The sequence below is a fragment of the Actinoallomurus sp. CA-142502 genome (assembly GCF_050936355.1).
GTDB classification, from domain to species: domain Bacteria; phylum Actinomycetota; class Actinomycetes; order Streptosporangiales; family Streptosporangiaceae; genus Actinoallomurus; species Actinoallomurus iriomotensis.
On the sequence record NZ_JBNJMY010000001.1, the window covers coordinates 7781594 to 7794618 of the forward strand.

General features: G+C 71.4%; 12 protein-coding genes. 9 read left to right on the forward strand and 3 right to left on the reverse strand.

What is annotated here, in order from left to right; genetic code table 11:
* Positions 1–5: 5 nt before the first annotated feature.
* From ACQEV1_RS36335 to ACQEV1_RS36375, 9 genes are all read left to right on the forward strand, one after another.
* Positions 6–857, forward strand: a complete 852-nt coding sequence (locus ACQEV1_RS36335; protein WP_285632372.1) for a branched-chain amino acid ABC transporter permease — start codon at positions 6–8, stop codon at positions 855–857.
* The gene (locus tag ACQEV1_RS36340) at positions 850–2643 is read left to right on the forward strand and encodes a branched-chain amino acid ABC transporter ATP-binding protein/permease (protein WP_433400289.1); all 1794 of its coding nucleotides are present in this window, start codon (positions 850–852) and stop codon (positions 2641–2643) included. The genes ACQEV1_RS36335 and ACQEV1_RS36340 overlap by 8 nt, the downstream gene beginning before the upstream one ends.
* Positions 2640–3371: an ABC transporter ATP-binding protein gene (locus ACQEV1_RS36345; RefSeq protein ID WP_433400292.1), complete on the forward strand. Its 732-nt coding sequence runs from the start codon at positions 2640–2642 to the stop codon at positions 3369–3371. Before ACQEV1_RS36340 ends, ACQEV1_RS36345 begins: the two co-directional genes overlap by 4 nt.
* A 203-nt stretch (positions 3372–3574) precedes the next feature.
* Entirely contained in the window at positions 3575–4465 is an 891-nt protein-coding gene (locus ACQEV1_RS36350; RefSeq protein WP_433400295.1) for an alpha/beta fold hydrolase, read from the forward strand.
* Positions 4456–5325, forward strand: a complete 870-nt coding sequence (locus ACQEV1_RS36355) for an alpha/beta fold hydrolase (RefSeq protein ID WP_433400298.1) — start codon at positions 4456–4458, stop codon at positions 5323–5325. Before ACQEV1_RS36350 ends, ACQEV1_RS36355 begins: the two co-directional genes overlap by 10 nt.
* Before the next feature lie 64 nt (positions 5326–5389).
* Positions 5390–6538 carry a CapA family protein gene (locus ACQEV1_RS36360; RefSeq protein ID WP_433400301.1) on the forward strand — a complete coding sequence of 383 codons (1149 nt, stop codon included), beginning with the start codon at positions 5390–5392 and terminating at the stop codon, positions 6536–6538.
* On the forward strand, positions 6535–7773 hold the full coding sequence (locus tag ACQEV1_RS36365) for a CaiB/BaiF CoA transferase family protein (RefSeq protein WP_433400304.1): 1239 nt from the start codon (positions 6535–6537) through the stop codon (positions 7771–7773). Before ACQEV1_RS36360 ends, ACQEV1_RS36365 begins: the two co-directional genes overlap by 4 nt.
* On the forward strand, positions 7770–8906 hold the full coding sequence (locus ACQEV1_RS36370) for a 2-hydroxyacyl-CoA dehydratase (protein WP_433400307.1): 1137 nt from the start codon (positions 7770–7772) through the stop codon (positions 8904–8906). The genes ACQEV1_RS36365 and ACQEV1_RS36370 overlap by 4 nt, the downstream gene beginning before the upstream one ends.
* Positions 8906–10153, forward strand: a complete 1248-nt coding sequence (locus ACQEV1_RS36375; RefSeq protein WP_285632347.1) for a 2-hydroxyacyl-CoA dehydratase family protein — start codon at positions 8906–8908, stop codon at positions 10151–10153. Before ACQEV1_RS36370 ends, ACQEV1_RS36375 begins: the two co-directional genes overlap by 1 nt.
* A 20-nt stretch (positions 10154–10173) precedes the next feature.
* Here the strand turns inward: ACQEV1_RS36375 and ACQEV1_RS36380 are convergent, their stop codons facing one another.
* The 3 genes from ACQEV1_RS36380 to ACQEV1_RS36390 are packed head-to-tail and all read right to left on the reverse strand — an operon-like array spanning position 10174 to position 12925.
* On the reverse strand, positions 10174–10707 hold the full coding sequence (locus tag ACQEV1_RS36380) for a dihydrofolate reductase family protein (protein ID WP_433400310.1): 534 nt from the start codon (positions 10705–10707) through the stop codon (positions 10174–10176).
* Between the two features lie 29 nt (positions 10708–10736).
* On the reverse strand, positions 10737–12281 hold the full coding sequence (locus ACQEV1_RS36385; RefSeq protein WP_433400313.1) for an MFS transporter: 1545 nt from the start codon (positions 12279–12281) through the stop codon (positions 10737–10739).
* Positions 12272–12925 carry an alpha/beta hydrolase gene (locus ACQEV1_RS36390; RefSeq protein WP_433400315.1) on the reverse strand — a complete coding sequence of 218 codons (654 nt, stop codon included), beginning with the start codon at positions 12923–12925 and terminating at the stop codon, positions 12272–12274. The genes ACQEV1_RS36385 and ACQEV1_RS36390 overlap by 10 nt, the downstream gene beginning before the upstream one ends.
* Positions 12926–13025 lie beyond the last annotated feature (100 nt).

Consider the following 13025-nt stretch of genomic DNA (forward strand, 5'->3'; position numbering starts at 1 on the left):
ACGACATGACCGTTCTCATCAGCATGATCAACACCAGTGCGACCACCCTGCTCGTCCTCATGGGACTCGCGATCGTGCTGGGCCTGATGCACATCGTCAACCTCGCCCAGACCGGCTTCATGGCCGTCGGTGTCTACACCGGGCTGGAGATCGGGCCGCGCCTCGGCTTCTGGACGGGCGCGCTGATCGCCGCGGTCGTCACCGGGCTGCTGGGCGCCGCCGCCGAGACCCTGCTGCTGCGGCGGGTCCGCGAGCGGATGCTGGAGACGATGCTGGCGACCTGGGGCCTGTCGCTGGTCCTGACCCAGCTCATCCAGCTGCGGTACGGGCCGGACAGCCGCGTCATGGCCACACCGCTGCACGGCTCGTTCGCCCTGTTCGGCACCACCTGGCAGAAGTACCGGGTACTGCTGGTGGTCGCCGCCGTCCTGCTGGTCGTGGCGATGTGGGCGCTGACCCGCTTCACCAGGGTCGGGTTGCGGGTGCGGATGTGCATGGCCGACCCGGACCTCGCCGAGGACAGCGGCATCAACACATCGCTCGTCCGGCAGACGACCTTCGTCCTCGGCTGTGCCCTCGCCGGGTTCGTCGGCGTCCTGCTCGGCCCGATCTCCGGGATCAGCCCGAACTACGCCGGGAACCTGCTCATCCCCGCCTTCCTCGCGGTGATGATGTCCGGCCGTACCCTGCACGGCCTGGTCATCTCCGGTGTCGTCCTGTCGATCGTGCAGGTCGGCTTCGCCTACTGGTCCAAACCGGCGTACGCGACGGTCGCCGTCATCGCGGTGGCCGTCGTCGTCCTCGGCGTCCTGCCGGACGGCATCGACGTGCGAAGGTTCAGGAGAGCTCATGTCTAGGCCGGTGGCGGCCGCCGTGGCCGCGATGGCCGTGGTCGTGGTGGTGACGCCCTTCCTCAGCGGCACCTATTACCAGCAACTGCTCGCCCAGGCGTTCCTGTACGCGATCGTGGCGGTGAGCCTGGACTTCGTCTGGGGCTACGCCGGCGTGCCCGACCTCGGACACGCGCTCTGGTTCGGCATCGGCGCCCTGTCGGTCGGCCACACCACCACGGTTCTGTCCGACGTCGGGCTGGTCACCGAGGTCCACGGCTCGGCCGGCCGGTATCTGGCAGGCGTCGTCATCGGCGTGGTCACCGCGACGGTCCTCGCCGCGATCGTCGCGCGGCTGTGCCTGTCGTCACGCCGGTCGAACGACTTCTACATCGTCGTGGTGACGCTCGCGCTGGCGACCGCCGCCGTCACGGTCTACGACCAGACGCCCGGTCTCGGCGGGGGCGAGAACGGGCTGTTCGGCTTCAACCTGCCCGGAGTCTCCTCGCTGGGGTGGTACTACATCACCGCGGCGATGCTGGCCGTGACCGTCGCCGTCGCGCTGGTGGTCGTCCGCAGCGACTTCGGACTGCTGATGCGCGCCGTCCGCGACAACGCACCGCGCGCCCGCTACCTCGGCTACAACGACGTCAACGTCAAGATCTGGGTGTTCACCGCGGGTGCGGCCGTGACGGCACTCGCCGGGGCGGTCTTCGCGATGATGACCGGTGTCGCCAACGACGGCCAGTTCAGCTTCACGCTGGCCACCGCGATGCTGGTCTGGGTCGCCGTCGGCGGCCGCGCCACCATCGTGGGCCCGATGATCGGCGCGATCGTGATGAGCCTGGCCGGCGCGAAGCTGAACGAGCAGTTCCCCGCCCAGTGGACGATCATCGAGGGCGCGCTGCTGATCGCCGTCGTGGTCTTCGTTCCCGGCGGGCTGCTCGGGCCGCTCGTCCGGCTCACCGGACGGCTGCTCGCCCGCCGGCACCCGCCGCGCGGACGCCTCCTCGCCGCCGCGTCCGCCGGAACGGGCGGTCCGGCGCCGGACCCCGGCGACGGCGGGCCCGTGATCCGCATTCGCGACCTGGTGTTCGGGTACGGTTCCCTGCGCGTCCTGGACGGCGTCACCCTCGACGTCGTCGCGGGCGAACTGCTGTGCGTGGTGGGGCCGAACGGCGCCGGAAAGTCGACGCTGACCAGCGTCATCACCGATGGACGGCTGCGGTCGCGCGGGACGATCGAGTTCCTGCTGCCGGACCGGCGGCTCGGCGACCGGCCGGCACCGCACGAGATCGCCCGCGCCGGCGTGGGCCGAAAGTTCCAGATCCCGTCCGTCTTCGCCAGCCTCAGCGTCGCCGAGGCGCTGCTGCTGGCCGACCGGCGCGGGGCGCTGCCGTCGCCGTGGCGGCGCAGCGCGGCGGTCGAGGTGGCCCCGTCCGTGATCGACATCGTCCGGATCGCCGGGTTGGACGGACGGGCCGACACGCCGTCGTCCGACCTCTCGCACGGGCTGCGGCAGGGCCTCGAGGTGGCGATGGCCGTCGCGGCACGGCCCCGCGTGATCATCCTGGACGAGCCGACCGCCGGGCTCACCGCCCACGAACGCCACGACATCGGCCAGGTCCTGGAGCACCTGCGCGACATCGGGATCGCGGTCGTGCTCATCGAGCACGACCTGGACTTCGTCATCCGCGTCTCCGACCGTGTGGCCGTGCTGCACGGTGGCCGCGTCATCGAGGACGGCCCGCCCGAGACCGTCCGCGAATCGGACGCCGTACGCAGCGCCTATCTCGGGACGGCGGTCCGATGAACGCGAACACCACGACCGGGACCCTCGGCCTGCACGTACGAGATCTCGACGCCGGGTACGGCGCGGCGACCGTCATCCGCGAGGTGTCGTTCGACGTCGCGGCCGGCGAGGCGCTGGCCGTCGTCGGCCGGAACGGCATGGGCAAGTCCACCCTGCTCAAGGCGATCATGGGCCATGCCGGACGGACGACCGGGACGGTCCGCGTGGGCGACACCGACGTCACCGGCCGGCCCGCCCACCGGATCGTGCGTCTCGGCGTCGGCTACGCCGCTCAGGAGGGGAACCTCTTCACCGACCTGACCGTCGCGGAGAACCTCCAGGCGGCCACCATGCACATGCCTCGCGGTCACACGGCGAAACGCCGCGAAGAGGTGCTCGCCTACTTCCCCGTGCTGACGAACCGTCTCTGGCAGACCGCCGGGACGCTGTCCGGCGGCGAACAGAAGATGCTCGTGCTCGCGCTGGCGCTGCTGCGCGAACCCCGGCTGCTCATCATCGACGAGATCAGCGACGGTCTCCAGCCGAGCGTCGTCGACACGGTCGGCGACGTCCTCCGGGCCGAGCGGGAGCGGCGAGGCATCTCCCTGCTCATGGCGGAGCAGAACGTCGACCTCAGCCTGCGGGTCGCCGACCGGGTGGCCGTCCTCAAGCTCGGCCGGATCGTCTCGACGGCCGACAGCGCGACCGACGGCGTCCGCGACCGGCTGATGAAGGAGCTGGCCCCATGAGCAAGCGAAGCGAGGGAATCAAAAAACGCGCGCCCGTGGTCACTCCCTCCGACGAAGGAGGCCCCATGAGCGAGCGAAGCGAGGGAATCAAAAAACACGCGCCTGTGGTCACTCCCTCCGACGAAGGAGGCCCCATGAGCGAGCGAAGCGAGGGAATCAAAAAACGCGCGCCTGTGGTCACTCCCTCCGACGAAGGAGGCCCCATGAGCGGCCACGAGACGAGCGGGGTGGTGGCGGTGGAGGGCGCCGAGCTGCGCTGGAGGAGACTCGGGCGCGGTGAACGAACGGTCGTCGCGGCGCACCAGGGGCCCGGCGGCCCGCCTCGCCCGCTCTGGCTGCGGATGCTGGCCGAGGTTCCCGGCCTCAACGTGCTGTCGCTGGAGCTGCGCGGCACCGACGGCTCGCCACGTTCCCACGAGGATCTGGGCGACCGCTGGTACGAACGGTGGGCGGCGGACGTCGCGCGTGTCGCCGACGTCCTCGGTGAGACGAGCTACGTCTACGCCGGGGCGTCGCACGGCGCCGTCGTCGGCTGGCACCTGGCACTCGCCCGCCCGCCCGGACTGCGGGCACTGGTGTCGGTGGTCGGCGCGCCGCACGGCCGCGACGCCGGGCCGGGCCGCTCGTCCGGCTGGGAACAGCGCAGGGCCGCCGCCCATGACCGGCGGCCGGCCGAGGAGATCTTCGCCTCGATGCGCCCGCCCACGTCCGATCCGCTGCGGCTACGCCGGCGCGCAAAGGCCCGCGAACGCTACCTGAAGAGCCTGGAGACGCTCGATCCGGAGACGCTGCCGCGGGCCGGCGTCGCGCTGCCCCATCTGCGCACCGACGCGGAGGTCGCCGCCGAACTGCGCCGCGTCGACGTCCCCGTCCTCGTCGCCGGAGGTATGCAGGACCGGCTCTGCCGGCCCGAGGACAACCTGCGCGCGGCGGCCGCCGTCCCCGGCGCTCGCCTGGTCCTTTTCCAGGATCACGGCCACAGCACGCTCCTGGACGAGGAACCCGAACCGCTGATCGACCAGATCCGGCTCTTCCTCTCCCCCACCGCCGCGAACGACCGGCCCGACCACGAGGAGAGCTCCCCATGCCTCTGATGGAGATCGCAGACGCCACGCTGCACTACGACGAGTACGGCACCGGTGACGAAGTCGTCCTGTCGTCCGCCATGGCATTCGACCCTCAGGCCTACCCAGGCTGCCTGGCGGCGCCGCCCACCGGCCATCACGTGTACACGATCCAGGCGCGTGGCTACGGAGCGTCCAGTCACCCGGATTCGCCACCGGAACAGGGCTGGCTGGACCAGTGGGCGGACGATGTGTGCGCCTTCGCCGACCGGCTCGGCATCGACCGGTTCATCTACACCGGAATCTCGCACGGCGGCGGCATCGGCTGGCATCTGGCCGCCCGGCGGCCCGAACGGCTGAAGGCGCTGATCTCGGTGGTGGGCACCCCGCACGACCGCGCGGGCGGCACGGACTCGTCGGCGGGTCGCCGCCGGATGATCGAGAACCGCCGCTCCCCCGAGATCATCGCCGAGCAGCTCCGGATCATGTACGGGCGGACCGACGACCCGGTCCGGCGAGCGGCGCGCGAGGAGGCGATCGCCCGCCGGGTGGAGCACTACCTCGCCCAGCCCGAACGGGAGACGCTCATCAACCAGGGCAAGCCGTTCCCGCAGGCGCGTACCGACGAGGAGCTGGCGGAGGTGCTGCGGGGCATCCGTGTTCCCGTCCTGATCCTGGCGGCGATGCGGGACGGCGTCATCTCCCCGGAGTCGGCGTTGCGCGCGGCCCGTTCGGTGCCGGGCGCCAAGGCCGTGCTCTTCGAGGACGAAGGCCATTTCATCGGCACGGAGAGCCCGGAGCGGCTCGTCCGGGAGGTGCGTGTGTTCGTCGACGAGCTGAACGACGTGGCCGATCCCCTGGCCATCGCCAGGACGGGAGCCCGAGCATGAGCGAGCGGAGCGAGCGAATCAAAAAGCACGTGCGCCGGATCGCTCCTCCGACGGAGGAGGACTCATGAGCGCGGAGATCACCGTGATGGCCGTCGGTGACGTCATCCTCGACGAGCCCGAACCCGCGTCGTTCTTCGAACCGGCACGCGACACGCTGCTGGGAGCGGACGTCGCGGTCGCGCACATCGAGGTGCCGCACTCCGACAGCACCGAGCGGACCAGCACCGACGTGCCCGCCCCGCCCGCCGACCCCGCCGCCCTGGCGGCGCTGCCCGGCGCGGGGTTCGGCGTCGCGACTCTCGCGGGAAACCACATCTACGACGCCGGCGCGAGCGGCATCGCGGACACGATCCGGCATCTGCGGGCCAACGGCGTGGCCACGACCGGCGCGGGCCCGAACCTGCCCGCGGCGCGGCGCCCCGCCGTCGTCGAACGCGGCGGACTGCGGCTGGCCGTGCTCAGCTACAACTGCGTCGGCCCCCGCGAGTCGTGGGCCACCTCCGCCAAGGCCGGTTGCGCGTACGTGCACGTCCTGACCCACTACGAACTCGACCACGCCAGCCCCGGCGGCCCGCCACGTATCTACACGTTCGCCGAACCCGACGACCTCGACCGGCTCGCCGACGACGTGCGCGCCGCCCGCGCCGAGGCCGACGCCGTCCTCGTCGCCTTCCACAAGGGCGTCGGCCACACCCCGGCCGCGATCGCCATGTACGAGCGGCCCGTCGCGCACGCCGCGATCGACGCGGGCGCCGACGCGGTCGTCGGCCACCACGCCCACATCATGCGGGGCATCGAGGTCTATCGCGGCCGCCCGATCTACCACGGCCTCGGCAACTTCGTCACCGTCACCCGCGCCCTGACGCCGACCGGCGGCGACAGCGCGGAGATCGAGGCTTGGGCACGACGCCGCGTCGAACTGTACGGATTCGCGCCCGACCCGGACATGCCGTTCTACCCCTTCCATCCGGAGAGCCGGAACACCGCCATCGCCACCATGCGTTTCGGCCCGTCCGGCCTCACCGGCGCCGGCTACGTGCCCTGCTGGATCGACGAGCGCGGACGCCCGGTGCCGCGTGGCCGCGGCGAAGGCGGCCAGGACGTCGCCGCCTACATCGACGGCATCGGCCGCCGCGCGGGACTGAACACCGCGACGCGCTGGCGCGGTGACGCCGAGATCGAACTGACGGAAGCGGATGGGGGATCCCGATGACGGCACGGCCGCTGGAGGGCAAGACCGTCCTGGACCTGACGACCGCGCTCGCCGGACCGTACGCCACGCTGCTGCTGGCCGGGCTGGGCGCCACCGTGATCAAGATCGAGAATCCGGCGACCGGCGGGGACAGCTCCCGCGGCAACTCGCCTTACGCGCGGTCGGACGGCCCGGCCGCCGAGCGCCGCGACGGCACCGACATGTCGGTGTCCATGCTGACCCGTGGTCGCAACAAACTCAGCGTCACGCTCGACCTGAAGCAGGGCCGCGGCCGGGAGGTCTTCGCCGACCTCGTCCGCCAGGCCGACATCGTGGTCGAGAATTACGCGGCCGGCACCGCCGACCGGCTCGGCGTCGGCTACGAGGCGACGCGTGCGGTCAACCCGCGCATCGTCTACACCTCCATCAGCGGTTTCGGCGCCCAAGGTGGCGGCTCCGGCACGGGCAAGGCGATGGACACCATCATCCAGGCGCTCAGCGGGGTGATGATGACGGCCGGCGAACCGGGCGACCCTCCCGTCCGGTTCGGTCTTCCGGCCGGTGACCTGCTCGCCCCGCTGTACGCCGTCATCGGCACCCTCGCCGCCGTGCTGCACGCCGAACACACCGGCGAGGGTCAGCACGTCGACGTGTCCATGCTCGGCGCGCTCACCTCACTCCTGTCCTGCGAGCCGTTCGACGCCTACGAGATGATGGGCCTGCCCAGCCGCACCGGCGCGCTGGTGCCGCGGCTCGCGCCGTTCGGCGTTTTCCCGGCCGCCGACGGCTGGATCGCCCTGTGCGGCCCGACGGACGCGTTCGCGCGCGGTGTGTTCACCGCGATGGACCGCTCCGAACTGGCCGGAGACGAACGTTTCGCCACTCGCGACCGGCGCGTTCGCAACGCGGCGGAACTCCACGAGCTGATCCGGTCCTGGTCGTCCGGGCTGACCCGCGCGGAGGCGATCAAGCGGCTCGCGGACCACGGCGTCCCGGCCGCCGAGGTACGGGACCCGTCGGAGGCCGTACGGGACGCGACGGTCCTCGCCCGCCGGGAGGTCGTCGAGCTGGTCCACCCCGAACACGGCCCGACCGGACTGCTGGGCCCGGGAATCCCGATCACGTTCTCCGCCTCGGACGCCGGTCTCGACCGCCCGGCACCCCACCTCGGCCAGCACAACCAGGTGGTGCTCGGCGGGCTGCTGGGCTACTCCCCCGAACGCCTGGCCGCGCTCGCCGACGAAGGCGTCCTGTGAGCACCACGCCCGCGGCGCTCAAGGAACTGCGCGACGCCTACGACGACCGGCCCGCCGCCATCCGGCGCCGGCGCGCGACGGGCGCCCCGGTCGTGGGATGCGTGGGCGCCGACGTCCCCGTCGAACTCGTCACCGCGGCCGGGGCGCTACCGGTGCGGCTGTCCGGGGATCCCGCCCGCGACCGCGCCGTCGCCGACCGCTATCTCGGCACCGGCCTCGATCCCGCGGCCCGTTCGATCCTGGCCGGTCTCCTCTCCGGAGAGCCGGAGGTGGACCTGCTGCTGATCTCCAACGACTCCGCCGCGTCGCTGCGCCTCTTCTACACCGTCCGCGAACTGCGCCGGCTCGGTGTCGAACCCTCCCTGCCGCGCACCCACCTCGTCGACATCCTTCATCTGCCGCACCGCACCACGGCCCGCTACAACCGCGTCCGGCTCGCCGAGACGAAGGAGCTGCTCGAACGCTGGTCCGGCCGGCGCATCGGCGAGAAGGAGCTCGCGAAGGCCGTCCAGCAGCACGACGAGGCGCGACGGAGGATGCTCGCCCTGCGGCGGCTGCGCACCGCCGACCGTCCCGCGCTGCGCGGCGAGGACGCTCTGATGGCGATCGGCGCCGGCGCGGTGCTGACCGCCGAGCAACACGCGGGACTCCTCGACCGGCTCATGCTCGCCGACGCCGGCCTGCCCCGCCACGACCGTCCCCGCCTCTACCTCACCGGCAGTGCCCATGACGGTCCCGAGGTCTACCGCGCGATCGAAGACGCCGGTTACCTGATCGTCGCCGACGACCACGACTGGGGAGACGCACTCGCCGGACCGCTCGTCGGCGAGCCCACCCTGGACGCCCTGGCCGAGCGCTACCAGTACCGGGACCCGACCGCGGCGCGGTCGTCGGTCCGCGTCCGCGCCGGCCAGGCCGCCGCCACCGTGGAACGCTCCCGCCCCGACCTGCTCGTGTGCTACGTCCGCGACGGGGACGAGGCACCGGCATGGGACTTCCCGGCCCAGCGCCGAGCCGCCGGTGTGCCGGCGGTGATCCTCGAACACCGCCGTTACGGAGAACTCGGCGAAGACGCGCTACCGATCATCGCGGACGCCCTGCGCACCGCCCGTCCGAAGGGAGAGGCCGGCTGATGGCCCGGCGGAACAAGCTCCTCGCCTCCTCGACCGAGGCCACCCGCTACCAGCGGGAATGGTTCGCCGGGCTGCGCGAGGCCGTGGCCGGTGGCGAACCACTCGCCCTCGTCAACGCCGACACCCCGCAGGAGATCTTCCGGGCGATGGGCATCCCGTACGTGGTGAACCAATGGTGGGCGTCCGTCGTGGCCGCCAAGCGGCGTACGGGGGAATACCTGCGGACGCTCCGCGAGAACGGCTATCCGGACTACTCCGAGCAGTACAGTGCCACATCGCTCGCGTCCGTCCTCGCGGAGATCCCCGACCCTCCGTGGGACGGGCTGCCCCGGCCCACGATCGTCCTGGGCGACACCACCGGCGACGCCTCACGCAAGGTGTTCGACATCTGGGACGAGCAGGACGGGATCGCCTACTACCCGCTGGAGAACGCCGCCGCCGACACCGTCCCGGTCAACTGGTGGGACCTGATGCCCGAACAGTGGGAGGCCGCCATCGGCACCCCTCGTCTGGACCTCATGGTCGCCGAGTTGGAAGGGCTGGTGCGCTTCTTGGAGACCACGACCGGCCGTGTCTTCCGCGAGTCCCGCTTCCGCGAGGTGATGACTCTGATCAACGAACAGGAGGAATGGAACCGCCGCACCCGCGACCTCATCGCCCGTACGCGTCCGGTCCCGCTTCGCGTGGACGACAGCATCTCCAGCGTCATGGTCCCGCAGTGGCACCGTGGCACCGTCTGGGCCCGTGACGCCGCCCGGCGCTTCCACGACGAGGTCGCCGCACGCGTCGCCGCCGGCGACGCCGCCTGCCCCGGCGAGCGGTTGCGGCTGATGTGGATCGGCCGCGGCCTCTGGTACGACATGGACTTCTACCGGCACTTCGAGGAACGTCACGGCGCCGTCTTCGTCTGGTCGATGTACCTGGCTATCGCGGCCGACGGCTACATCCGTTACGGCGACGACCCGATGCGCGCCCTCGCGGCCAGGTTCGCCGCCTTCTCGGACCAGCTGTACCGCCCACCGTGGTCGAACGAGTGGTACCTCAAGGAGGCGAGGCTGCACCAGGTCGACGGAGTCGTGCATCTGGTCGGCGAGGACGCGCGGAGCGGCTGGTTCATCACCGAAACGCTCGAACGCGCGGGTATACCGGTGTTCGAACTGCGCGTTGACAACGTCGACCAGCGCGCCTACGACCTGACCGCCGTCCGCGCCGCGATCGACGACTGGCTCATCACCCGCGTCGCCTGATCGCGGCGGCATCCGGGCCCTCAGGGGATCCGGTACGTGGCGGCGACGCAGCCGGTGTCGAAGGTCTGGCTGCCGACGAGGTCGAGGCCCAGTTCGTGCACGTCCTCGAAGAGGCGGGAGCCGGCACCGACGACGATGGGGTCGATGAGCAGGCGGATCTCGTCGAGCAGCCGGTCGCGGAGGAGGCCGCGCACCAGGGTCGGGCTGCCGGTGATCAGGACGTTGGTGCCCTCCTGTCGCTTGAGCCGGGCGATCACGTCGGCTGCCGTCCCGGCGGCCAGGGTGGAGTTCGACCACTCAAGCCCGGTCAGGGTGGTCGAGAAGACGATTTTGCGGATGGAGTTCATCCGGTCGGCCATCGTGCCGGTCTCGCCCGGCCAGAAGCCGGCGTGCTCCTGATAGGTGTGCCGGCCGAGAAGCATGGTGTCGGCGGCGGCGAGCTGCTCCTCGATGGTGTGGTTCATCGCTTCGTCGTGGTACGGGCCGTGCCATTTGTCGGGCGATGAGACGACGCCGTCCAGGGTGATGAACAGTTCTGAAACGATCTTCCTCATTGCGAAATCTCCTTGTCGATGGGGGTGGGTCATGAGTGGACCGGCTCGCGGACCTCGGTTGCCGGGACTTCGTGGTCGTCGCCGCCGACGGGCTGCAGATGGCGGAGGGTTCCGGTGATGAGCACGGCGACGCAGGTCAGGGCGGCGGCGCTGATGAAGGCGATCGCGTGCAACTCGGTGGAGAAGGCCGCCCGAGCCGTGTCGAGCACGGCGGTGGCGGGCCCGTGCCCGAGGTGGGCGGCCGTCTCGGTCGCACCCACCAGGCTGTCGTGGGCGGCGCCGGCGTGGCCGGTCATCCTTCCCCGGTAGACGGCCGTGCCGATGCTGCCCAGCACGGCGATGCCCAGCGCGTACCCGAACTCGTTGCCGGTCTGGGCGATGCCCGCCGCCGAGCCGGCCTTGGCGGGCGGTACGGAGCCGACGACCAGGTTGGTGCCCAGGCTCACCAGTGGACCCGCGCCCAGGCAGGAGACGGCGAAGCCGATCACCAGAACGGTGAGACCCGAACCGGCGCCCGAGCGGGTCACGATCAGCATCCCGGCCGCGGTGATGGCCAGGCCGATCGGGATGAGCGGCACCGGCCTGATCCTCCGGGCCAGCAACGGGGACAGCTGGAAGCCGACCATGGCGGCGATCATTCCGGGCAGCAGGGCCAGCCCGGCCTGGAGCGGCGACAGGTGGTCGACCAGCTGGAAATGCTGGGAGACGAAGGTCATGGTCCCGCCGGAGAGCATGGCGTAGGTCAGCATCGCGCCCAGCGTGACGGCGAAGGCCTTGTTGGTGAACAGCGACAGGTCCAGCAGCGGGTCGGCGAGCCGGCGCTGGCGGCGCAGGAAGACGGCGCCCACCGCGGCCCCGATCGCCAGAGCGACGGCCGGCAGCGGGTGCAAGCCGCTGCGCGCGGTCTCCTTGAGCCCGTAGACGACGGGCAGGATGGCACCGAGCGAGAGCACGACGCTGGGCACATCGATCCGGCCGGCCCCGGGGTCGCGGTACTCGGGCAGCAGCAGCGGACCCACGAGGAGCAGCAGCACCATCGCCGGCACCCCCAGCAGGAACAACGAACCCCACCAGAAGCGTTCGAGCAGCACGCCGCCCACCAGCGGACCGATGACCGCCCCGACGGTGAAACAGCCCGCCCACAGACCGATCGCGCTGGCCCGTTGCCGCGCGTCGTGGAACATGTTCATGATCATCGCCAGCGTGGACGGCGTCAGCGTGGCGCCGGCGATCCCGAGCAGCGCCCGCGCGAAGATCAGCAGCCCGGGGCCGGTGGAGAACGCCGCCAGCACCGACGCGGCACCGAACGCGGCGGCGCCGATCATCAGCAGCCTGCGTCGGCCGATGCGATCGCCCAGGGTTCCCATCGTGATCAGGAAGCCCGCGACCATGAAGCCGTAAACGTCCATGATCCACAGCTGCTGCGTGCTGTCGGCTCCAAGCTCCGTGCTCAGCGTCGGCAGCGCCATCACCATCACGAAGGTGTCGAGGGAGACCAGGAGCGTCGGCAGTGCCAGCACCGCCAGCCCGATCCATTCGCGTCGCCCGGCCCGCGGGCCGATGGTCATCTCCATGAGTCCCTGTCCTTTCCGTCGGCCGCGCGATCCTGATCGAGCACGCGGATGAGGTCGCCGAGCACGCTGGGCTGGTCGGGTGTGTGGTCGTAATGGATCTCCCGGACCGGAACGCCGGCCTCCCGGAGCCGCGCCGAGTGGAGACGGCCGTCGTCCTGGCGGGTCGAGACCACCGTCGCCGGCGGCACCCCGGACAGGGGGCCCCCGCCGTACGAGTGAAGGTCAGGCCGGATCAGCAACTGCCGGACGATCGGCGGCCAACCGTCGTCGCGGGCGGACAACGCGACGCCCGCGGCGGGCCCTGCCCCCGGGCCCGCACCGGCGACGACCAGCCGGTCAGGATCCGCGCCCAGTTCGGCGGCATGGTCGGCGGCCCAGCCCAGCGTCGCCTCCGCGTCCCGGACGACGGCCGGGTACGGATGGTCCGCCGCCAGCGGGTGGCTCACCGCCAGGACCACGAAGCCGCCCTCGCGGGCCAGTCTGCGGCAGGCGTACTCGTCGATGGCTTCCTGAAGATGGAAGAACATCAACAGCGCCGGCCTGGCGCCCGATGCGGCCGGCCAGTGGACGCGTGCCCGTGGCCCGTCTCTGAGGTAGACGTCGGCGACGCGAGCGGGGACGGGCTGTTCGGGTGAGGTGGCCATGCCGAGACCCTCGCAGCGACCGGAGGTCGAAGGGAAAGGCCGATCGCGCATCACGGCGGTGCGCGAACGGCATGACCGAACTCCCCGGTCACAGCCGATA

What these genes read in the sequence shown, in the direction of transcription:
- ACQEV1_RS36380 (WP_433400310.1), bottom strand. Translation starts at nt 10,707, where the DNA reads ATGAGGAAGATCGTTTCAGAACTGTTCATCACCCTGGACGGCGTCGTC.
- ACQEV1_RS36365 (WP_433400304.1), top strand. Translation starts at nt 6,535, where the DNA reads ATGACGGCACGGCCGCTGGAGGGCAAGACCGTCCTGGACCTGACGACC.
- ACQEV1_RS36390 (WP_433400315.1), bottom strand. Translation starts at nt 12,925, where the DNA reads ATGGCCACCTCACCCGAACAGCCCGTCCCCGCTCGCGTCGCCGACGTC.
- ACQEV1_RS36335 (WP_285632372.1), top strand. Translation starts at nt 6, where the DNA reads ATGACCGTTCTCATCAGCATGATCAACACCAGTGCGACCACCCTGCTC.
- ACQEV1_RS36355 (WP_433400298.1), top strand. Translation starts at nt 4,456, where the DNA reads ATGCCTCTGATGGAGATCGCAGACGCCACGCTGCACTACGACGAGTAC.
- ACQEV1_RS36345 (WP_433400292.1), top strand. Translation starts at nt 2,640, where the DNA reads ATGAACGCGAACACCACGACCGGGACCCTCGGCCTGCACGTACGAGAT.
- ACQEV1_RS36375 (WP_285632347.1), top strand. Translation starts at nt 8,906, where the DNA reads ATGGCCCGGCGGAACAAGCTCCTCGCCTCCTCGACCGAGGCCACCCGC.
- ACQEV1_RS36350 (WP_433400295.1), top strand. Translation starts at nt 3,575, where the DNA reads ATGAGCGGCCACGAGACGAGCGGGGTGGTGGCGGTGGAGGGCGCCGAG.
- ACQEV1_RS36360 (WP_433400301.1), top strand. Translation starts at nt 5,390, where the DNA reads ATGAGCGCGGAGATCACCGTGATGGCCGTCGGTGACGTCATCCTCGAC.
- ACQEV1_RS36385 (WP_433400313.1), bottom strand. Translation starts at nt 12,281, where the DNA reads ATGGAGATGACCATCGGCCCGCGGGCCGGGCGACGCGAATGGATCGGG.
- ACQEV1_RS36340 (WP_433400289.1), top strand. Translation starts at nt 850, where the DNA reads ATGTCTAGGCCGGTGGCGGCCGCCGTGGCCGCGATGGCCGTGGTCGTG.